The 18539-nt window shown below is 63.3% G+C and carries 19 protein-coding genes; 8 read left to right on the top strand and 11 right to left on the bottom strand.

Annotated features, from left to right (window positions below; translation table 11 throughout):
• Positions 1-118: 118 nt before the first annotated feature.
• Together PE058_RS14550 and PE058_RS14555 are read right to left on the bottom strand one after the other, a co-directional pair.
• Positions 119-907: an SDR family NAD(P)-dependent oxidoreductase gene (locus tag PE058_RS14550; RefSeq protein WP_271028728.1), complete on the bottom strand. Its 789-nt coding sequence runs from the start codon at positions 905-907 to the stop codon at positions 119-121.
• A 35-nt stretch (positions 908-942) separates the two neighbouring features.
• On the bottom strand, positions 943-1848 hold the full coding sequence (locus tag PE058_RS14555) for a LysR family transcriptional regulator (protein ID WP_271028729.1): 906 nt from the start codon (positions 1846-1848) through the stop codon (positions 943-945).
• Positions 1849-1958: 110 nt separating this feature from the next.
• Here PE058_RS14555 and PE058_RS14560 point away from each other — a divergent pair, with 110 nt between their 5' ends.
• The 4 genes from PE058_RS14560 to PE058_RS14575 all read left to right on the top strand — a co-directional run bounded on the left by PE058_RS14560 (position 1959) and on the right by PE058_RS14575 (position 5134).
• A complete protein-coding gene (locus PE058_RS14560; protein WP_020086200.1) occupies positions 1959-2183 on the top strand; it encodes a DUF1127 domain-containing protein in 225 nt (74 codons plus the stop codon).
• Between the two features lie 97 nt (positions 2184-2280).
• Entirely contained in the window at positions 2281-2901 is a 621-nt protein-coding gene (locus tag PE058_RS14565; RefSeq protein WP_026868072.1) for a LysE family translocator, read from the top strand.
• Between the two features lie 25 nt (positions 2902-2926).
• Complete coding sequence (locus PE058_RS14570) at positions 2927-3547, top strand: 2-hydroxychromene-2-carboxylate isomerase (RefSeq protein WP_271028730.1); 621 nt, start codon at positions 2927-2929, stop codon at positions 3545-3547.
• 567 nt (positions 3548-4114) lie between these two features.
• Positions 4115-5134 carry a GGDEF domain-containing protein gene (locus tag PE058_RS14575; RefSeq protein ID WP_271028731.1) on the top strand — a complete coding sequence of 340 codons (1020 nt, stop codon included), beginning with the start codon at positions 4115-4117 and terminating at the stop codon, positions 5132-5134.
• Here the strand turns inward: PE058_RS14575 and PE058_RS14580 are convergent.
• Positions 5090-7045 (bottom strand): putative bifunctional diguanylate cyclase/phosphodiesterase, encoded by a 1956-nt coding sequence (locus PE058_RS14580; RefSeq protein WP_245257673.1) that lies wholly within the window; start codon positions 7043-7045, stop codon positions 5090-5092. The two genes, PE058_RS14575 and PE058_RS14580, sit on opposite strands and share 45 nt — an antisense overlap.
• Positions 7046-7458: 413 nt before the next feature.
• Between PE058_RS14580 and PE058_RS14585 the strand changes: the two genes are divergently transcribed.
• Entirely contained in the window at positions 7459-7665 is a 207-nt protein-coding gene (locus PE058_RS14585; RefSeq protein ID WP_156827392.1) for a hypothetical protein, read from the top strand.
• Here PE058_RS14585 and PE058_RS14590 read toward each other — a convergent pair.
• Complete coding sequence (locus PE058_RS14590) at positions 7662-7907, bottom strand: hypothetical protein (RefSeq protein ID WP_020086195.1); 246 nt, start codon at positions 7905-7907, stop codon at positions 7662-7664. The genes PE058_RS14585 and PE058_RS14590 overlap by 4 nt on opposite strands.
• A gap of 164 nt (positions 7908-8071) precedes the next feature.
• Positions 8072-9091, bottom strand: coding sequence for a ketol-acid reductoisomerase (ilvC, locus tag PE058_RS14595; RefSeq protein WP_020086194.1), 1020 nt, complete (start codon positions 9089-9091; stop codon positions 8072-8074).
• A gap of 256 nt (positions 9092-9347) precedes the next feature.
• Here ilvC and PE058_RS14600 point away from each other — a divergent pair, with 256 nt between their 5' ends.
• On the top strand, positions 9348-9860 hold the full coding sequence (locus PE058_RS14600) for a DUF1190 domain-containing protein (RefSeq protein WP_020086193.1): 513 nt from the start codon (positions 9348-9350) through the stop codon (positions 9858-9860).
• Positions 9861-9904: 44 nt separating this feature from the next.
• On the opposite strand, the gene ilvN is transcribed toward PE058_RS14600, so the two are convergent.
• The 4 genes from ilvN to miaA all read right to left on the bottom strand — a co-directional run bounded on the left by ilvN (position 9905) and on the right by miaA (position 13908).
• Positions 9905-10453 (bottom strand): acetolactate synthase small subunit, encoded by a 549-nt coding sequence (ilvN, locus tag PE058_RS14605; RefSeq protein WP_020086192.1) that lies wholly within the window; start codon positions 10451-10453, stop codon positions 9905-9907.
• Between the two features lie 6 nt (positions 10454-10459).
• On the bottom strand, positions 10460-10963 hold the full coding sequence (locus tag PE058_RS14610) for a hypothetical protein (RefSeq protein ID WP_156827391.1): 504 nt from the start codon (positions 10961-10963) through the stop codon (positions 10460-10462).
• A gap of 74 nt (positions 10964-11037) precedes the next feature.
• Positions 11038-12804: an acetolactate synthase 3 large subunit gene (locus PE058_RS14615; RefSeq protein WP_020086190.1), complete on the bottom strand. Its 1767-nt coding sequence runs from the start codon at positions 12802-12804 to the stop codon at positions 11038-11040.
• A 171-nt stretch (positions 12805-12975) separates the two neighbouring features.
• Positions 12976-13908: a tRNA (adenosine(37)-N6)-dimethylallyltransferase MiaA gene (gene miaA / locus PE058_RS14620; RefSeq protein ID WP_271028732.1), complete on the bottom strand. Its 933-nt coding sequence runs from the start codon at positions 13906-13908 to the stop codon at positions 12976-12978.
• 257 nt (positions 13909-14165) lie between these two features.
• On the opposite strand from miaA, the gene serB reads away from it, so the two are divergent.
• Positions 14166-15131 carry a phosphoserine phosphatase SerB gene (serB, locus tag PE058_RS14625; protein ID WP_271028733.1) on the top strand — a complete coding sequence of 322 codons (966 nt, stop codon included), beginning with the start codon at positions 14166-14168 and terminating at the stop codon, positions 15129-15131.
• 15 nt (positions 15132-15146) lie between these two features.
• Here serB and PE058_RS14630 read toward each other — a convergent pair whose 3' ends face one another.
• The gene (locus PE058_RS14630; protein ID WP_271028734.1) at positions 15147-15812 is read right to left on the bottom strand and encodes a hypothetical protein; all 666 of its coding nucleotides are present in this window, start codon (positions 15810-15812) and stop codon (positions 15147-15149) included.
• Positions 15813-16024: 212 nt separating this feature from the next.
• On the opposite strand from PE058_RS14630, the gene PE058_RS14635 reads away from it, so the two are divergent.
• A complete protein-coding gene (locus PE058_RS14635) occupies positions 16025-16468 on the top strand; it encodes a pseudoazurin (protein WP_020086186.1) in 444 nt (147 codons plus the stop codon).
• 7 nt (positions 16469-16475) lie between these two features.
• Here the strand turns inward: PE058_RS14635 and PE058_RS14640 are convergent, their stop codons facing one another.
• A complete protein-coding gene (locus PE058_RS14640; protein WP_020086185.1) occupies positions 16476-18473 on the bottom strand; it encodes an ABCB family ABC transporter ATP-binding protein/permease in 1998 nt (665 codons plus the stop codon).
• Positions 18474-18539 lie beyond the last annotated feature (66 nt).

Consider the following 18539-nt stretch of genomic DNA (forward strand, 5'->3'; position numbering starts at 1 on the left):
GGCTGAGTTGAACATAGGCGCCGTATAACAGCTCGCCCTGCACATGGCAAGCCGTGCGGCGGCCCAGTGCGCTTTGGCCGCTGCACGCTCGCATCGTTTAAGCCAATAAAACCGGGCTTCAGAACACGGTGCGGACGAGGCCGCCTTCGGCGCGGATGCACGAGCCGTTTATGGCGGAGGCGCGATCAGAGCAGACAAAAGCAACCGTATCGCCAATCTCCTTCGGATCGATCAGGCGTCCAATCAACGAGGTCGGACGATTGTCGGCGATGAACTTGCGCTCCGCGTCGGCTTGGCTCAATCCCGGATAGATGCCGCCGATGAACTCCTCGACGCCCGGGGTGCGCGTGGGGCCGGGCAGCACGGAATTGACGGTGACGTTGGTGTTTTTCGTCAGCTCCGCAAGCGAGCGCGAGATGCTGAGCTGCGTGGTCTTGGTGGCGCTGTAGTGGGCCATCTCAGGCGCGGGGCTCACGCCGGATTCGCTCGAGATAAAGACGACGCGGCCTTTGCCGCGATCGAGCATCCCGCGCAGGTAATGCCGCGTGAGGCGGACGCCGCTCATCACGTTCACCTCGAACAAGCGCTGCCAGTCCGCATCCGTCTCTTCGAAGAAGCCGACTGCTTCGTAGATGCCGAGGTTGTTGACCAGAATATCGACGGAAGGAATTGCCGCGATGGTCGCGGCGCATCCTTCCGCAGTGCCGTTGTCAGTGGCAAGGGGCACCAGGTCGGCCTTGGGCAGCCCGGCACGGATGTCGGCTATCGCCTTGTCGACGCTCGCCTGGGTGCGCCCGTTGATCACGACGCGCGCGCCCTCAGCGGCGAGAGAGCGGGCAATCTCGAGCCCGATGCCGCCGGACGACGCGGTGACCAGGGCTACCTTATTCGCGAGATCGAAGTTCATGTGTCGCTCCTCAATTCAGCCGATCCGAGGCTATGTCAGGTGTTTGCAGGTGCCTTGCGCCGGGCCCGGAGCGGTGTGTCCCTGCCCCGCAGATCGAACTCCTCGCGCAGGACGGACGCCAGCTCCGTCGCCATGTCGTTCTGGGTGTTGCGTGGCAGGTAGAGATTGACATGGCACAGCGGCAATTTGGGGAGGCCGGCCGCTGCACTCAAGATCACGAGCCCCTTGGGCACGGCGCAGGTGAGCATCGGCGCCACAGCAAGATCAGCTTCGAGGGTGGCGACCATGGGCTCGAGACTGTTCGACTCGCTGACAGGCCGCCAGCCGCGATGCCACTTGGCCAAGGCCGCCAGCGCATAAGGGCGAAAGGCGCACGTCTCGGCGCCGAGCGAAACCGGAAGCGGGTCCCTGAGCCAGGCGTCTCCACCGGCCGCTCCGACCCAGACCAGCCGGTCGACGAGCAGGCTTTCCGCCCGTGCCGGGCGCGAGGCTTCTGTCGCGAGCGCGAGGTCGAGCTCGCCCCGGCCCAAGGCATCCAGCAACAGGCGCGACGTGCTGGTTATCAGCGACACGCGGACATTGGGAAAGCGTTTATCGAAGCGGCGAAGCACTTTCGGCAGGAAGCGCGCCACCAGATCGTAGGGCACGCCAAGGCGCACCTCTCCGTCGAACGCGGGTGCCGCCATCGCCCGCCACGTCTCGTCGTTGAGAGCAATCAGCTTCTGGGCGAGGGGAAGAAGCTGATCGCCTTCGGGCGTGAGCACCAGCCTGCGCTGCTTGCGCGCAAACAAAGGCTTATCGAACAAGTCCTCGAGACGCTTGATCTGCTGGCTGACGGCGGCTTGCGTGAGACTCAACGCGGCGGCCGCCTTGGTGACGGAGCCGGTTTCCACAACGGTGGTGAAGGCTCTCAGCAGCCCCGTGTCGATGTTGCGAACCACAGCACCCACCCATCATAACGATACGTTATAATTCTCATGAAATACATTTTCTTCTCTAATGCCATCTCCTGCCCTAGAAAACGCTCCCATTCAAGCCCGGGAGCGATCTCATGGCCCAATCCTCGCACATCTTGCACTCCCTTGCTCCGAGAGCGAGCTACAAACAGCGTGCGCTGCTGGCCTTTCTCGTCATCGAGCGCGTATTCCGAACGCTTCGAGAGCGGAGAGCCTTGATGCAGCTCGACGAGCGCGCGCTCAAGGACATCGGCCTCAGCAGGGCCGATGCGCACGGCGAATGGAGCCGCTCGTTCTGGGATCTTCCGCGCGAAAGATGATGGTGCTCATGAAAAACTGGAACGCTGGTCCTTGATGGACGCGGCGCATATGTGGGCCATAGGCTATAGTGCGCAGATAACCGACCTCGGGGTTTGCATGTCGTCCGATCTTCTGATCGCGCTCATCGGGTTCGCGATCGTATCGTCCATTTCGCCCGGTCCGAACAATCTGCTCGTGATGACGTCAGGGCTCAACTACGGCGTGCCGCGCTCGCTGCCTCTGGTTACCGGCATCACGCTGGGATTCGTCGTCATGCTGATTGCGATCGGGATCGGCCTTGGACCCATGATCCAGTCGAGCTCATGGGTCCATACCGGCGTGAAAATCCTCGGGCTCGCCTACATGCTCTGGCTCGCGTGGAAAGTAGCCGTCAGCGATGCGACACCGGCCGCCCTCGATAACGATGCGTGCGGGCGCCCGCTTTCGGCGCTCGACGGGGCAGCCTTCCAGTGGGTGAACCCGAAAGCCTGGGCGGTGGCGCTTTCCGCAACGGCGGTTTTCACCGTTCCGGACACGGCGACGGGAAGCCTTGCGCTGATCTCGCTCGTGTTCACCGCGGTGGCGTTCGTCTGCCTCTCTGCGTGGGCCGCGTTCGGCACGTTCATGCGCCGCCTCGTCGACACGCCGTCAAAGACACGTGTTTTCAACGTGGCGATGGCGTTGCTGCTGGTCGCAAGCGCCGCGCCCGTCGCCTATGACCTGATCCAAGCCGTTTGAACGTTCGCAGGACGCAGCCTCCGCCATGAGCCTCCCCCAACTCGATTTCTGGTTCGACTTCGGATCGACGTATTCCTATCCGGCCTCGCAACGCATTCAGGCGCTCGCCGCGGAACAGCACGTTTACGTGCGGTTTCGCCCGTTCATGCTTGGGGCGATCTTCAAAGCGCAGGGCTGGAACACGTCGCCTTTCAATCTCTATCCGGCCAAGGGCGCCTATATGTGGCGCGACCTTCAGCGTGTTTGCGACGAGCTCGGGCTCGCCCTGGTGCGGCCGGATCCTTTTCCGCAAAACAGTCTCATCGCCGCGCGCGTGGCGGTTGCGGTCTCAGAGGAAAGCTGGGCCGGCGACTATTGTGCGCAGGTGTTCCGCGAGGAGTTCGCCCACGGGCGCCAGATTTCCGATCCCGCCGTGATCCGCTCTGTTCTGGATCATTTCTCCAGCGATGCGGACGGGATCCTCGAGCGCGCGCAAAGCCCCGAAATCAAAGAACAACTGCGGAGCGAGACCGAAATGGCGGCGAAGCTCGGACTGTTCGGAGCGCCGAGTTTTGTAACAGAAGATTTCGAAGTCTTTTGGGGGAACGACCGTCTGGAGAGCGCGCTCGCGTGGACACATCGGGCAGAAAAAATTCGCACGCGCTGATCGCACGACGTCGGATCAGCGCGATCAAAAGCACGAATTTCCCTGCGAGAACCGAGCCCTGGCTCTATACAGCTACGCGTTTGCCGCCGTGTCCGGCGCACATCTCCCTCCTCTCGGCTTTTTCATCTCGGCTCGCCTAGACAGAAGTGCCGTACTAAACTTGCATTCCTCGGCGTTTCTTCCTAGGCCAAGCAGAATCGCTTAGGCTGGCGTCGTTCATATCTCCTCCGACGGATTTATCCGGACGGAGGCGTTCCTATTAAGCGGCTCTTTGATGCGGGATTCGGCACCCGCAGCGGTGAGCAGTGTCACACTGCAATGCCAATAGATCCTCCGTGCCTATACGGATCGGCGATCTGAATCTGCGTGTTTTCGGCCGTAAGCTCGACTTATGGTCTACTTTATCACATGTTCGGATGACGCCATAAGTTGTAGGTGTGGGGCGTAATTGCGCATCACTTTCCGTATCGCTCGACAAAGTGTCTCCTCATGATTTCATTCCGAGACTTGTCCTCGACCCAGCGCGGTTTGTTGGCCGCTGGGGGAGTGATTTTTGGCGCGATTCTCGTGGCTCTCCTGGCTGCGTCGGATCTTGATCTCTCGCCTCTTCGCACCCTGCGTGCCGAGCGCATGGGCGGAGGCGCTGTCCTCGAAACGCAATACAATCCGCTCGGCATCCTCGGCATATCCGCCATCGGCTTCGCGGTCATCGCCGGCTTCGGTCTGCTCGTGTCGTGGCTCGGGCCGAAGCTCGCCGCTGGTTTCTCGGGCGGCAAGTCCGGCGTTTCTGCCGAGAAGATCGCAAAGGCGAGCCAGACGCTCGACCGCGAGTTGTCAAAAGTTCTCGGCCTGATCCGCGCGCACATCACGACCAACGACAGCTATGCCAAGTCGCTTGCAAACGCGCAGGCGCGCTTGTCCGGTCTGACGGAAGCCGAGCAGGTTCGCGTCATCGTGAGCCTGCTCGTCGCTGAGAACGAGCGCATGCGCCAGGACAGCACCGAGCTCAAATCCAAGCTCGAGGATCTGCGCAAACAGATCGAGGCGCTTCGGTCCAGCCTGAGCGAAGCGGAGGAAGTGGTTCTCAAGGATCCGCTGACGGGCGTCGGGAACCGGCGCTGCTTCGACGTGACGATGGAAAAGGCGATCCTCGACTGCAAGCAGAAGAAGTCGTCGCTTTCGCTCGTCATGTGCGACATCGATCACTTCAAGCGCGTCAACGATGCATTCGGACATCAAGTCGGCGACGAGATCATCCGCATGTTCTCGCGCGTCATCGAGGCCGGCGTCCGCGAGGGCGATACAGTCATCCGCTACGGCGGCGAGGAGTTCGCCATCATCCTGCCGATGGCAGAGCTGGATGCGGCGAAGTCGATCGCGGAGCGCATCCGCCGACAGTTCGAAAGCAAGAAGCTCACGATCCGTGAAACCAATCAAAAGATCGGCCAATTGACCGCGTCATTCGGCGTAGCGCAGTTCAGGCAGGGCGACGACGCGGAGATGCTCGTGCAGAGGGCGGACTCCAAGCTCTACGACGCCAAATCAGCCGGACGCAATCGCGTGGCCGCGTTTGGGAGCAACGACTGAGAGCATATCACCGCCACGGCGCGGCGGTGCAACCACGACGGCCGGACGCTCCGGCTCCTGGGGTGGAGTGGCCTGCGAGGCCTCTTCCTCGACACCCGTGATGTCGGAGTAGGCTCCAATCGGCAACGGCTTGCCGATCAGATATCCTTGCACCTCGTTGCAACCCTGGACCTGCAGAAGATCCAGCTGATCGCGCGTTTCCACGCCTTCGGCGACAACAGGGCGGCCCAAGGCGCGCCCCAGCCCCATGATGGAGTTGACGATCGCCGCGGCGTCCGCGTTCGTCACCATGTCGAAAATGAAGCTGCGATCGATCTTGATGCGATCGAACGGGAACGCGCGCAACGTGCTCAACGACGAATAGCCCGTGCCGAAATCGTCCATGGCCACGCTTACGCCGAGTGCCTTGACCCGTTGCAGCGTGTTGAGGGCCGCGCCTGCGTCGTAGATGAATAGGCTCTCGGTGACCTCGATCTCGAGACGCCCGGGATCGACGCCGGTCTCCGCCAGCAGGCCTTCGACATGCTTGGCGAAGTCCGCACGGATGATCTGGGCGGGCGAGACGTTCACGGCCACGCGCAGGTTCTTCCGCCACTTCGCGGCTTGCAGCAGGGCCTCGCGCAGGACGAACGTGCCGATGTCCTCGATGGCGCCGCAGGCTTCGGCGGCGGGAATGAACTTGGCCGGCGAGACGAAGCCGTGGATCGGATGGTTCCAGCGCAGCAGTGCCTCGAAACCGCGCACGGCGCACGAGTGCGCATCGGCCTGCGGCTGGAAGACGAGAGAAAGCTGACCTGCCTTGACTGCGGCGGAGACGTCGCGCTCGAATGCGCGGCGCGCCCGCTTCTCCGCGTCCATGCGAGCCGTGTAGAACGCGTGTCCAGCCCGGCCGCCACTCTTCACGCGCGAGAGCGCCGTATCGGCATGCCCCATCAGGGCATCGAGATCCTCGCCGTCATCGGGGAAGCACGCCACGCCGACGGACGCGGCGGCCCTCACCTCGAGGCCAGCCTCCAGCACATAGCGATCACGCAGCGCGTCGGTCAGCTCGACAGCCATGGCCTCGAACTCGGCGCGGCTCTCGCGCGCTGTACGCACGATCAGAAACTCATCGGCGCCCAGCCTCGCGATGAGATCGGCGTCGGCTGCCACATTGCGGATGCGGCGTGAGATGTTAGTCAGAAGCTGGTCGCCGATCTTGTGGCCCTGCTGGGCGTTGATGGTGCGGAAGCCATCGATGTCGACGTAGAAGACCGCGACCTCCTTGCCCCGGCTCCTGGCGCGCTCGAGAATTGTCGGAAACTTCTCGACCAGAAGCGCGCGGTTTCCGAGCCCGGTCAGCGGATCACGGAAAGCGAGGCGGCGAATTCTGTTCTGTGCAGCCCAATGCTGGATGGCGAGCGTGCAGAGATGCGCGCACCGCTCGACGATGCGCTTTTCGAGCTTGCTGGCGCGACGGGTGGTGCGGAAATAGAAAGCGAACGTTCCGATGACGCGATCGTCGTGAGACTTGATCGGGCTCGACCAGCAGGCCTTGAGGCCGAGGGCAAGCGCCGGCTCTCTGTAGACGGCCCAGCGCGGGTCCGTCTTGATGCTGGTAACCTCGACCGGCTCACCATAATAGGCGGCGCTGCCGCACGAGCCCACCATCGGGCCGATCTCCACGCCTTCGATGCCCTGGGAATAGGCGTCGGGCAGCGAGGGCGCCGCAAGCGGGCGCAGGCGGCCGCTGGAATCCACGCGCAGGATGGAGCAAATCGCGTTGGGAGCAATCTTTTCGGCGCGCTTGCACAGAAGCGCCATGACCTCCGGCAGCGGCTTTCCGGATGCAACGGCAATCAGGATCTCGTGCTGAATGTCTTTCAGCCGGTCTTCGACCGTCCGGCTCCGCGATACTTTCCTGACACCCACCGCTTCCTCCTTTGCCCCCTCAGCCAATCGCCTGGGCTTTCTCTTTCCCGAGAGCGAATTTCCCAGACCCTGCCTTTTGGTCTCAGAGGACATCGTTTGGGATTTTTATCCCATATGAACAGTTGCTGAATTTATAACTTCACTGACCAAACAAAGTGCAAGCTCCGCCTGGCACTTCCTTTTGGGCGGTGCACATGTCCTCAAATTTGATCAGTCAACTTCATCAGACTGCCTACAAATTCAGCAACCCATTGGCCTAATGATCTTTTCTATTTATGCTGCGGATGCCACTCCTGTTTCAGAGGGCCATTAACCCGCCATTCACATTGAGAATGCGATGACGGAATGCCGGCGTTTTGCAGCGCAAAACTCCGGACGGTCGTCCTCTTTTTCTATGCGTAACGGGGGTTGCGATGCCGCTTTTTCTACGCCTTGCCTACTACGGACAAGCCGTCGGATCGCGGCTCCTCGCTGGACGACGCAGGCCGGGCCCGGACGGGCCGCCGGCGGGGCGTGGCGAGCGCTCACGCGCGCATGTGGCGGACCAAACGGCCACGAGCGCGCTTTCGCTGCGCCGTGACCGCAGGCAGAGCGTTCAGCTCGACCGTCTGGAGCTCTAGAGGCAGCCCAGTCCGGGATAGCCGCAGACGTAAAGGTTCAAGGACTTGTTCACGCAGCAAGCCTGATCCTGGCCGCAGCGCCATGTCTTTGTCTTTCCGGTCGAAAGTTTCGATTTGCAGGTCTTATAGCCCTTCGCCGCAATTGCCGCGCCCTGCTCCGGACCTCTCATGGCATCGAAAGCAATGGTGCCGGCCAAAGCAACGATCGCTGCAAACCCCACAGTCAGGATAGTCCGCTTCATTGTTCTGCGCTCCCTGTTACTTGCATGCGCAATCGCACGATGCGCCTGATCGGGGCGCCTTTCCAGAGTTGACGCTGCAAACGCAGCAGCCCGCCTTCCGGGCGCGGCATTCGCGCAACAAAAGGCGGGCTGCTGACAGGTCGGCGGTTAAGCCAAGGGCGCGCTTAGTTGCGGCCCTTGTCGACCAGCTTGTTCTTCGAGATCCAGGGCATCATGGCGCGCAGCTTGGCGCCCACTTCCTCGATCTGGTGGCTGTCGTTCAGGCGGCGCGTGGCCTTGAAGCTCGGCTGGCCAGCTTTGCACTCGAGCATCCAGTCGCGCGTGAAGCGGCCGGTCTGGATGTCGGTGAGCACGCGCTTCATCTCTGCCTTCGTCTCGGGCGTGATCACGCGCGGGCCGGTGACATACTCTCCGTATTCGGCCGTGTTGGAGATCGAGTAGTTCATGTTGGCGATACCGCCTTCGTAGATGAGATCCACGATCAGCTTCACCTCGTGCAGGCACTCAAAGTAGGCCATCTCGGGCGCGTAGCCTGCTTCGACCAGCGTTTCGAAGCCGGCGCGGATCAGCTCGACCAGACCGCCGCAAAGCACGGCCTGCTCACCGAAGAGGTCGGTCTCGCATTCCTCCTTGAAGGTCGTCTCGATGACGCCCGAGCGGCCGCCGCCGATGGCCGACGCATAGGAGAGGAACAGGTCGTGGGCGTTGCCGCTCTTGTCCTGGTGCACGGCGATCAGGCACGGAACGCCGCCGCCCTTCTGATACTCGCCGCGAACGGTATGGCCGGGGCCCTTGGGAGCGACCATGCCGACGTCGAGATCGGCGCGCGGCTCGATCAGGTTGAAATGCACGTTGAGGCCGTGGGCGAACAGAAGAGCTGCGCCCTGCTTCATGTTGGGGCCGAGGTGCTCCTTGTAGATGTCGCCCTGGAGCTCGTCGGGGGTGAGCATCATGATGACGTCGGCCCACTTCGCCGCTTCCGCGACCTCGAGAACCTTCAGCCCTTCCTTCTCGGCCTTCTGAGCGGAGGCGGAGCCCTTGCGGAGCGCAATCGCCACGTCCTTGACGCCGGAGTCGCGCAGGTTGAGCGCGTGCGCGTGGCCCTGGCTGCCGTAGCCGACAACGGCAACCTTCTTCGACTTGATCAGATTGATGTCGGCATCTCGATCGTAATAAACGCGCATCGTTCTCTCTTGCGGTTTGTGATTATCGGAGGGTGAAGGAGACGGGACGAACGCCCCGGAAGGAGTGGAAACCGGGCATCCCCGAAAGGTCGCCGGACGTTACACCGCCGCTCGGCGCCGTTTCAACGGCCAAGACGGAGATGGGCGGATTTGCGCCGCGGGAGGCCGAAAACGGCTGCCGCGACGTGATTAACAGATCCGAAAGAGGTGGGACAGCAGAATGGCCTGTCGTCTTCTGGCCGGAAGCTGCAAACCCATGCGTACCCTTGTATTTGCCCGCGTCATCGCCCTTTTCGGTTTCGCCGCCCTGCTCGGCGGCTGCGGCAACGCCAACACCACCTCTGCCGACGCGCCCCAGTCTCCCGCCATGCGCGGCGTGATCGCGAGCGCCTCCGACTGCGTGTCGTTCGGACAGGAGGCTGTTACGGCCTGCGCGGCGGCGATCGAGCGCGCGGTGACGCGCCATGAAGCCTCGTCCCAGACCTATTCCAACATCGAAGCCTGCGAGAAGGCGGTCGGCGCCAACAAGTGCGAACGCGCGGCCTCCGGCAAATACCGGCAGAAGCTCTCGGCCTTCATGGTGTCGCTCGGCTCCTCGCCGCGCGCCGAGCCGCTCTATCCCGCAAAGGATGGCGCCGTCGGCTTCCAATCGTCCGACAAGAGCACCTATCTCGCTAGCGATCAGAGCGTGACCTTCTCGCGGCTCGCGCTTTCGGTCGCGGAGATGCAAGCGTCGCCCAAGAAGGGCGGACGGCGTCCGAGCCTCTAAGGCGCCCCGCTCTCCGCGGCACTCTTTCGCTTCGGCTCTCATCGTCACATCGCAGCCGCGCCGCGCCCGATGGCGGCGATGCCGGTGCGCGAAACCTCGACGAGCCCGAGCTCGGTCATGAGGCCGATGAAGGTGTCGATCTTGCCGGGCTTTCCGGTGATCTCGAAAACGAAGTGCTCGAGCGAGGTGTCTACGACCTGCGCGCGGAAGATCTCGGCGATACGCATGGCCTCGATGCGCTTCTCGCCCTTGCCAGCGACCTTGACCAACGCCAGCTCGCGTTCGAGGGAGATGCCTTCGAAGGTGAGATCGCGCACGCGATGGACGGGCACCAGACGCTCGAGCTGATGCTTGATCTGCTCCAGAACGGCGGGCGTCCCGCGGGTGATGACGGTGATGCGCGAGAGATGCTTCTCGTGCTCCGTCTCAGTCACGGTGAGGCTATCGATGTTGTAGCCGCGGCCTGAGAACAACCCGATGACGCGTGCGAGAACGCCCGGCTCGTTGTCGACCAGCACGGACAGCGTGCGCGTTTCGACCTCCTGGCGAAGGGCCGGGCCTGCGTAGTGAGTCTGAGGATTGGTGTTGATCATCGCCGCTTACTTCTTCTCTTTAGCTTTCTTATCCTCGATCGCTTTCACCGCTTCGGGAAAGACGATCGCGAAGAACACCGGAGCGCCATGCGTATCGACGAGCCGTCTTACCTCGTCCGCATAGGCCTGGGATTTCTTGTACCGCTGGAACGCCGCCGAGATCCGCTGGCCCATGCTATCGGCAAGCTCCTGCGGCGAGGGAACGCCGAGCTTGTGAAGGGCTTCCGGCGGCATGCGCGAGTAGACCTGGATCAGCGTTCGCGTCTCCAGATAGTCCTGGGCGATGCAGGCTTCGAACCCTTCGCCGTAGGTGGAGGCGAGGCTGTGGGTCTTGTAGCAGTTGTCGATCAGCTCGTAGGCCGCCTTGGCGCCGCGCGCCCGGTGCAGACGGCCGAGCCTCTCGGCGGCACCGCGGATGCTCGCCACCTGATCCCAGGTCGCGGCCTCCGATGCCGCCTGATTTGCGGTCCCGTCCGGCTTCTCCGGCTCCGTGCCCGTGGCATGGGCCATCGGCGCTCCGGCTGCGCATAGAAGCACAGCCGCCGCGACCGAGAGAGCAGCGAAGCGAAGACCGCCGGTGAGCGTCACACGAGCACCTTTCCTTCCTTGCCGATCGCCTTCGAGACCTCCTCGTCGGAAACGTTCTCGCCGAGGAGCATCTCGTTGTGGGCCTTGCCCGAGGGTATCATGGGGAAGCAGTTAGCCAGCTTTGCGACGCGGCAATCGAAGATCACCGGACCCTTAGTGTTGATCATCTCGCGAATCGCGTCATCGAGATCGGCCGGATGATCGCAGCGCATGCCGGTCCAGCCGTAAGCCTCGGCGAGCTTCACGAAATCGGGCAGCGCCTCGGTGTAGCTCTCCGACAGGCGGTTGCCGTGCAGGAGCTGCTGCCACTGGCGCACCATGCCCATGTACTCATTGTTCAGAATGAACACCTTCACGGGCAGGCGGTACTGCACCGCCGTCGAGCACTCCTGGATGTTCATGAGGATCGAGGCGTCGCCCGCCACGTCGATGACCAGCGACTTGGGGTGGGCCAACTGCACGCCGATGGCGGCGGGAAGGCCGTAGCCCATGGTGCCGAGGCCGCCGGAGGTCATCCAGCGGTTCGGCTCCTCGAAATTGATGAACTGCGCGGCCCACATCTGGTGCTGACCGACCTCGGTCGTGATGTAAGTGTCGCGATCCTTGGTCAGCTCGTAGAGACGCTGGCAGGCGTACTGCGGCATGATGTATTCGGTCGAGTTGGTGTAGGCGAGCGACTTCCTGGCCCGCCAGCTGTCGATCTCCTTCCACCACGACTTCAGCGCGATCTTGTCGATCTGCGGAGCCTTGGCCTTCCAGACGCGCAGCATCTCCTCGAGCACATAGGCGCAATCGCCGATGATCGGAATGTCGGCGCGGATGTTCTTGTTGATCGAGGAGGGATCAATGTCGACGTGGATCTTCTTCGAGCCCGGCGAGAAGGCATCGATGCGGCCGGTGATGCGGTCGTCGAAGCGCGCGCCGATGTTGATCATGACGTCGCAGTCATGCATCGCGAGGTTGGCTTCGTAGGTGCCGTGCATGCCGAGCATGCCGAGCCACTGCCTGTCGGATGCGGGATAAGCGCCGAGACCCATCAGCGTGGACGTGATCGGGAAGCCCGTGAGACGCACGAACTCGCGCAGGAGCTGGCTCGCTTTCGGGCCCGAGTTGACCACGCCGCCGCCGGTGTAGAACACGGGGCGCTTGGCGGACGCGATGAGGTCCACCGCGTCGCGGACGGCGGTCGGCTCAGGCTTCACGCGCGGCTTGTAGGTCTTGTGCGCGATGTTCGAGGGACCGACGTAGTTGCCGGTTGCGAACTGCACGTCCTTCGGAATGTCGATGACAACCGGACCGGGCCGGCCTGCCTTGGCGATGTAGAACGCCTCGTGAATGATGCGCGCGAGGTCGTTGACGTTCTTCACGAGCCAATTGTGCTTCGTGCACGGGCGCGTGATGCCAACCGTATCGCATTCCTGGAACGCGTCGTTGCCGATCAGGTGGGTGGGCACCTGGCCGGTGATGCAGACGAGCGGGATCGAATCCATCAGCGCGTCGGTGAGGCCGGTGACTGCGTTGGTGGCGCCGGGTCCCGAGGTAACGAGCGCAACGCCGACCTTGCCGGTCGAGCGCGCATAGCCTTCCGCAGCGTGCAGCGCGCCGCCTTCCTGGCGCACCAGGATGTGCTTCACCTTCTCCTGCTGGAACAGCTCATCGTAGATCGGGAGAACGGCGCCGCCCGGATAGCCGAAAATATGCTCGACGCCCTGATCCTGGAGCGCCTTCATCACGATTTCGGCGCCCGTCATCGTCCGTGCCATTCAAACCTCCGCGTGCCCCTTTGCGCCTCGCCCGGCCGCGCTTCCTTTCGGAAGCCGGGTTCCCACTCTTCCGCAGCACTCAAAGGGGGCCTTACCCCGGGTCGATCCCCGGGGATGTCATCACAAGTGTCGTGGGTTCCGGCGGCACCCTAAGGGCCACACCCTGCAGGGTCAAGCTTTAGAATTAATAAAATCTCTGATTTCTGTCGCAAAACTTTTCATTTCTTGCGCTAATATCCATTTCCACGTAATCATATTGCGACGAAGCCACGTAACCTGCCTTTTTGCATACTGGCGGGTCTCGGCTTTGGCGGCCTCGGCGGCCTCCTCCTTCGCCATCCGCCCGGCAAGAAGCTCGGCCAGCGGCTTCACGCCGAGCGCGCGCATGGCCGGCAGATCCGGATCGAGACCCAGGCCGACGAGCGCGCGAACCTCATCGAGCGCGCCTTCCGCCAGCATGGCATCGAAGCGGGCGTCTATGCGGCGCCTCATCTCCTCTCGCGATGGCGCCACGACGAACGCGCGCCCTTCCCCGATCGTGATCGCCGGCTCGCCGGGGATCTCCTGCCAGCGCGCCAGCGAACGGCCGGTCGCCTCCAGCACCTCGAGCGCCCGGACGATGCGCTGCGGGTCCGTGGGACGCAGGCGCGCAGCCATCTCAGGATCGCGTTCGGCAAGAACGGCGTGCAGGGCGGCAGCCCCCTCCTCTCCGGCCGCTTGGCGCCAGCGTGCCCGGATCTCGTCCGGAATCTGAGGAATTGGCGACAGGCCCTCAGTCAGCGCCTTGAAGTAGAGCCCCGTGCCACCGACGATGATCGGCACGCGGCCGGTCTCGATAACCTCGTCGATGGCGCGGCGAGCTTCGCTGGCGTAACGCGCGGCCGAATAGGCATCGGCCGCCGCGACGTGCCCGTAGAGCAGATGCGGCGCGCGGCGCGTATCGGCGTCGGACGGGCGCGCGGTGAGCACGCGCAGCTCGCGATAGACCTGCATGGCATCGGCATTGATGATCGTGCCGCCGACCTTTTCCGCGAGCGCAAGCGCGAACGCGGACTTGCCCGAGGCAGTCGGCCCAGCGATCAGTATGGGGGCGGGGATCGTCATCCTTCCTTCCAAGCCGTTGGCGCCTTGTCCCCGGCACCTTGCCTCATCCGAACGTGCTCTCATCCAAACGTACAATGCCACGAAGGCCGCAGCGGGCGGATCTCTGCTTCCATGTACCGGTGTGCACTCCTACCCTGGCCGGCGCACGCAGCACCAGCGCTCATTCCTCATCGCGCATCTCGCTCCGGGCTTGCCGTCCCGCGCGATCCAGGCGATGTGGGGCGGCTCGACCTCGCATTTTACGGACAGACCGGCTCATGACCGCAGCTCACATCGCGACGCTCACTCTGACGGCGAAGCCGGGATCGGGTGCACTCACGGATGCAGTGACGCAATCGGCCACCGAAGCGCTTTCCGGTGTCTCTGCGACGGGGCATTGGCTTTCACGCGGAGATGCCTGGGAGACGCGTTTCGAGCTTGCGGATCCGGGGCGGATCTCCGGCCTCCGCACTCTCCTCTCTGACGCGGTGGCCGCCGCCTCGGTCGATATCAACCTCCTCACAGAGGCTTCGGGGCCGCGCCGGAAACGCCTTCTCTGTGCGGACATGGAGAGCACGATCATAGAGCAGGAGCTGATCGACGAGATCGCAAAGCTCGCGGGGCGGCATGACGAGATCGCCGCCATCACGACCGCCGCGATGCAGGGCAAGCTCGACTTCGCGTCCTCTCTCGTGCGTCGCGTCGCATTGTTCGAGGGCCTCGCCGTCGAGCGGCTGGACGCCATCCTCGAACGCGCCACCTTGATGCCCGGCGCCGAAACGCTCGTACACACGATGCGCACCAATGGCGCCAGGACAGCGCTGATCTCCGGCGGCTTCACGCTGTTTGCGGAGCGCATCGGCGCGCGTCTCGGCTTCGACCACGTCGTCGCCAACGTGCTCGAAATCGAGAACGGACGCCTCACAGGGCGTGTGCGCGAGCCGATCCTCGGGCCGCAGGGCAAAGCAGATGCCCTCGCGCGGCTTGCGCGCGAGCATGGCCTTGCTCTCTCAGAGACGATCGCGGTGGGAGACGGCGCGAACGATCTCACCATGCTGGCCTCAGCAGGGCTCGGCGTTGCCTTCCGTGCCAAGCCGATCCTGCGGGATGCCGCGCAGGCTTCGCCGACGGGGGCCGTGGTCACGCATGGCGACCTCACGGCGCTGCTTTATCTCCAAGGCTATGCCGATGCGGATGTGCGGCGTGCGCTCGGCCAGCGAGCCGCGCTTTCGCCACCTGCTTAAGATCGTCTTCCGAGGTCATGTCCGCCCGAGGGCGCGCCTGAAGGCGAGACGCACACGCTCGACCAGCGGCTCGATGCGCGGCCTCAGCCGTTGCCACGCCTGCTTCACTTCCAAACGCACGCGGTTCTTGAGCATCCGTCCATAGCGCCAGGCCCACGAGGCACGGATCTTGGCGAACAGCGCCTCCTTCCACGGCATGATCCAGTCGTGGAGCACGGCGAACCAGCCGATGCGCATCAGGGCGGGCTTGGTCAGCAGAAAGAGGCGCGCGATGAGCGCAGTGGACGCGATCTTCGCGCCGACGAACAGCAGGCCCGCGGCGAAGAACTGCCCGTTGCTCAAGAGATAGATGGAGAGCAGCTTCAGCGGAAAGAGAATGGACGTGGGAAGCGCCAATGCCGCGAGGGCCGCATAAGGAGGCAACCCGGCGATGAACAGCTCGAGGCGCGCCCACACCTTGAAGCGCGAGAGCCACTCCAGCGCCGCGACGAGCGGGCGCCAGCCCCACTCCTCGAACAGCAGGATGAGCGCCAGAACGACTTGAAGCGCAAAGCCGAGCGGCGGGCTCACAGCGGACCACAGGGCACGCAGCGCGAGGCGAACGCGCACGGCAGCGCGGCGGAGACGCGGCCGCATCTCCTCCCACAAGGCCCTGATCTCGTCCGGGAGTTGCCCCGACATCGCGTTCCTGGTCCCGATCCTGCTCCGGGACCGAGATTACCGGCATCCGCTTAACGCGTCATTCCCGCGACCCCGCCTCGTGACTGGGATGACATCTTCCGTATGCGCGACATTTTGGCCAAGCATGGCGGCGGAGGGCCATGTTTGACAGCCGCGAATATATTCTATACTAAATTCTTCAAGAATTGAAGAAACCTCAAAAGGTAGGGAACATGACATCACGTTTCGCTCTGATTGCTGCTGCCTCGCTGCTGCTCGGCTCGGTCACAGGCTCCGCCTCCGCCGAGGAGCACGTGGTCAAGATGCTCAACAACAACGGCAAGGGGAAGTTCATGCTCTTCGAGCCGGACTTCGTGAAAGCTTCGGTCGGCGACACCGTGAAGTTCGTGCCCACCAACAAGGGGCACAACGCGGAGACCATTCCCAACATCTGGCCCGAAGGCGCCACGGAGTTCAAAGGCGACCTCAACCAGGAAGTCGTGCTCACGATCGAGAAGCCGGGCGTCTACGGCGTCAAGTGCCTGCCCCACTATCCGATGGGTATGATCGCGCTGATCGTGGCGGGCGAGCCGACCAACAAAGCCCAGCTCGACAGCTACAAGCCTGCGGGCACGGCGCAGAAGCGCTTTGACGAACTCAAGGCGCAAATGCCCTGAGATTACGTCAGGCCGCGCCGAAGGGCGTGGGCTCATCCAACGGGGGTGCGATTGCCCGGGACGCGGTCTCGGGCAATTTCTTTTCGCCGGGCAACGGGGACGCGCTCGCGCCGCCTGCTTCGAGCGCGGCGGCCAGTTCCTCTCTTGCCCGCTCCGCCTGACGCTGGCGGTTCCACAGGCTGGCGTAGAGCCCGCCCTTGGCGATCAACTCGGCATGGGTGCCCTGCTCGACGAGACGGCCCTTCTCGAGCACGATGATGTTGTCCGCATGCACGATGGTCGAGAGGCGGTGAGCGATCACCAGTGTCGTGCGGTTGCGCGACACGCGATCCAGAGCGTCCTGGATCTCCTTCTCGGTGTGGCTGTCGAGCGCGCTCGTCGCCTCGTCCAGCATCAGGATGGGCGGCCCCTTGAGCAGCGTCCGCGCAATGGCGACGCGCTGCTTCTCACCGCCCGAAAGCTTGAGCCCGCGCTCCCCCACCATGGTTGCATAGCCCTGAGGAAGGGTCGCGATGAAGCCGTCGATCTGCGCGAGGCGCGCGGCCTCGTGTACCTCCGCGTCCGTGGCGTCGGGCCGGCCATAGCGGATGTTGTAGAGGATGGTGTCGTTGAACAGCACCGTATCCTGCGGCACCACGCCGATGGCCCGGCGCAGAGACTGCTGGGTGACATCGCGAATGTCCTGTCCGTCGATGGTCACGCGTCCGGAGTTGATGTCGTAGAAGCGGAATAGAATGCGGGAGATCGTCGATTTGCCTGCACCCGACGGGCCGACGATCGCTACCATCTTTCCGGCCGGAACCTCGAACGAGATGTCGTGCAGGATCTCGCGATCCTTGTCATAGGAGAACGAGACGTTCTCGAAGCGGACGGTACCTTCACGCACATCGAGCGGTTTGGCGTCCGGCTTGTCGAGTACCTCGGGCTTCTCGCCGAGAAGCGCGAACATGGTTTCGAGGTCGACGAGACCCTGCTTGATCTCGCGATACACCATGCCCATGAAGTTCAGCGGAATGTAGAGCTGGATCATCACCGCGTTGATCAGCACGAAGTCGCCTACCGTGTGGGTGCCCGCGATCACGCCGCGCGCGGCAAGCCACATGACCAGCGTCATGCCGACGGTGTAGATGAGGGCCTGGCCGGAGTTCAGCACGCCGAGCGAGTAATAGGTCTTCACCGCGGCCTTCTCGTAGCGCGCCATGGAGGCATCGTAGCGGCGCGCCTCGGCGTCCTCGTTGCCGAAGTACTTCACGGTCTCGTAGTTCAGGAGGCTGTCGATGGCCTTGGTATTGGCCTCGGTGTCGCTCTCGTTCATCTCACGGCGAATGGCGATGCGCCGCTCGGAGGCCGAGAACGTGAACCACATGTAGATCACGATGGTCCCAAGCAGGATCAGTACGTAGATCCAGCTGAAATAGTAGACGAGAAGGCCTGCGACGAGCACCAGCTCGATGATCGTGGGGGCAAGCTGCATCACGCCCATGCGCACGATGAGATCGATGCCGCGCGTGCCGCGCTCTATCACACGCGACAAGCCGCCGGTCCGCCTTTCGAGGTGGAAGCGCAGGGAGAGCCTGTGCAGGTGACGGAATGTGCGGTTGTTGAGCTCGCGGATGGCGTGCTGGCCAACGCGCGTGAACAGCACGTCGCGTACCTGGTTCAGCACCATCATGAGAACGCGCCCGGTGCCGTAGGCGACGATCAGCATCGCGACGCCGAGCGCGAGGCTCTTTGTAGCGGCCACGGCGGGATTCGCGAGATCCGACGCCAGCCAGTCGGTCGCGGCCTTGAATGCCACAGGGACGGCGACAGTCACGATCTTGGCGATGACGAGAACCGCGAACGCGCCTACCACCTCGACGCGCAAGTCTCTCCGGCCCGCCGGCCAAATGAACGGCAGCAGGCTTTTCAGCACTATCCAATGGCTGGTGTCGGCTGAAAGGCCCAACAAATCCGGCCGCTCGCTGCGGCTCGCCGAGGAAGTCGCGATGTTTCTTGGTCTCATGTCTCTTTCAGACATACGAAAGCGAGAGCGTTTCCGATCACTCGCCCGCAGGTGCGGGGTGGATCG

This window comes from Hyphomicrobium sp. DMF-1 (genome assembly GCF_027886585.1).
In the GTDB taxonomy this organism is placed as follows: Bacteria; Pseudomonadota; Alphaproteobacteria; order Rhizobiales; family Hyphomicrobiaceae; genus Hyphomicrobium_C; species Hyphomicrobium_C zavarzinii.

What these genes read in the sequence shown, in the direction of transcription:
- PE058_RS14550 (WP_271028728.1), bottom strand. Translation starts at nt 907, where the DNA reads ATGAACTTCGATCTCGCGAATAAGGTAGCCCTGGTCACCGCGTCGTCC.
- PE058_RS14560 (WP_020086200.1), top strand. Translation starts at nt 1,959, where the DNA reads ATGGCCCAATCCTCGCACATCTTGCACTCCCTTGCTCCGAGAGCGAGC.
- PE058_RS14565 (WP_026868072.1), top strand. Translation starts at nt 2,281, where the DNA reads ATGTCGTCCGATCTTCTGATCGCGCTCATCGGGTTCGCGATCGTATCG.
- PE058_RS14570 (WP_271028730.1), top strand. Translation starts at nt 2,927, where the DNA reads ATGAGCCTCCCCCAACTCGATTTCTGGTTCGACTTCGGATCGACGTAT.
- PE058_RS14585 (WP_156827392.1), top strand. Translation starts at nt 7,459, where the DNA reads ATGCCGCTTTTTCTACGCCTTGCCTACTACGGACAAGCCGTCGGATCG.
- PE058_RS14590 (WP_020086195.1), bottom strand. Translation starts at nt 7,907, where the DNA reads ATGAAGCGGACTATCCTGACTGTGGGGTTTGCAGCGATCGTTGCTTTG.
- ilvC (WP_020086194.1), bottom strand. Translation starts at nt 9,091, where the DNA reads ATGCGCGTTTATTACGATCGAGATGCCGACATCAATCTGATCAAGTCG.
- PE058_RS14600 (WP_020086193.1), top strand. Translation starts at nt 9,348, where the DNA reads ATGCGTACCCTTGTATTTGCCCGCGTCATCGCCCTTTTCGGTTTCGCC.
- ilvN (WP_020086192.1), bottom strand. Translation starts at nt 10,453, where the DNA reads ATGATCAACACCAATCCTCAGACTCACTACGCAGGCCCGGCCCTTCGC.
- PE058_RS14610 (WP_156827391.1), bottom strand. Translation starts at nt 10,963, where the DNA reads ATGGCCCATGCCACGGGCACGGAGCCGGAGAAGCCGGACGGGACCGCA.
- PE058_RS14615 (WP_020086190.1), bottom strand. Translation starts at nt 12,804, where the DNA reads ATGGCACGGACGATGACGGGCGCCGAAATCGTGATGAAGGCGCTCCAG.
- miaA (WP_271028732.1), bottom strand. Translation starts at nt 13,908, where the DNA reads ATGACGATCCCCGCCCCCATACTGATCGCTGGGCCGACTGCCTCGGGC.
- serB (WP_271028733.1), top strand. Translation starts at nt 14,166, where the DNA reads ATGACCGCAGCTCACATCGCGACGCTCACTCTGACGGCGAAGCCGGGA.
- PE058_RS14630 (WP_271028734.1), bottom strand. Translation starts at nt 15,812, where the DNA reads ATGTCGGGGCAACTCCCGGACGAGATCAGGGCCTTGTGGGAGGAGATG.
- PE058_RS14635 (WP_020086186.1), top strand. Translation starts at nt 16,025, where the DNA reads ATGACATCACGTTTCGCTCTGATTGCTGCTGCCTCGCTGCTGCTCGGC.
- PE058_RS14640 (WP_020086185.1), bottom strand. Translation starts at nt 18,473, where the DNA reads ATGAGACCAAGAAACATCGCGACTTCCTCGGCGAGCCGCAGCGAGCGG.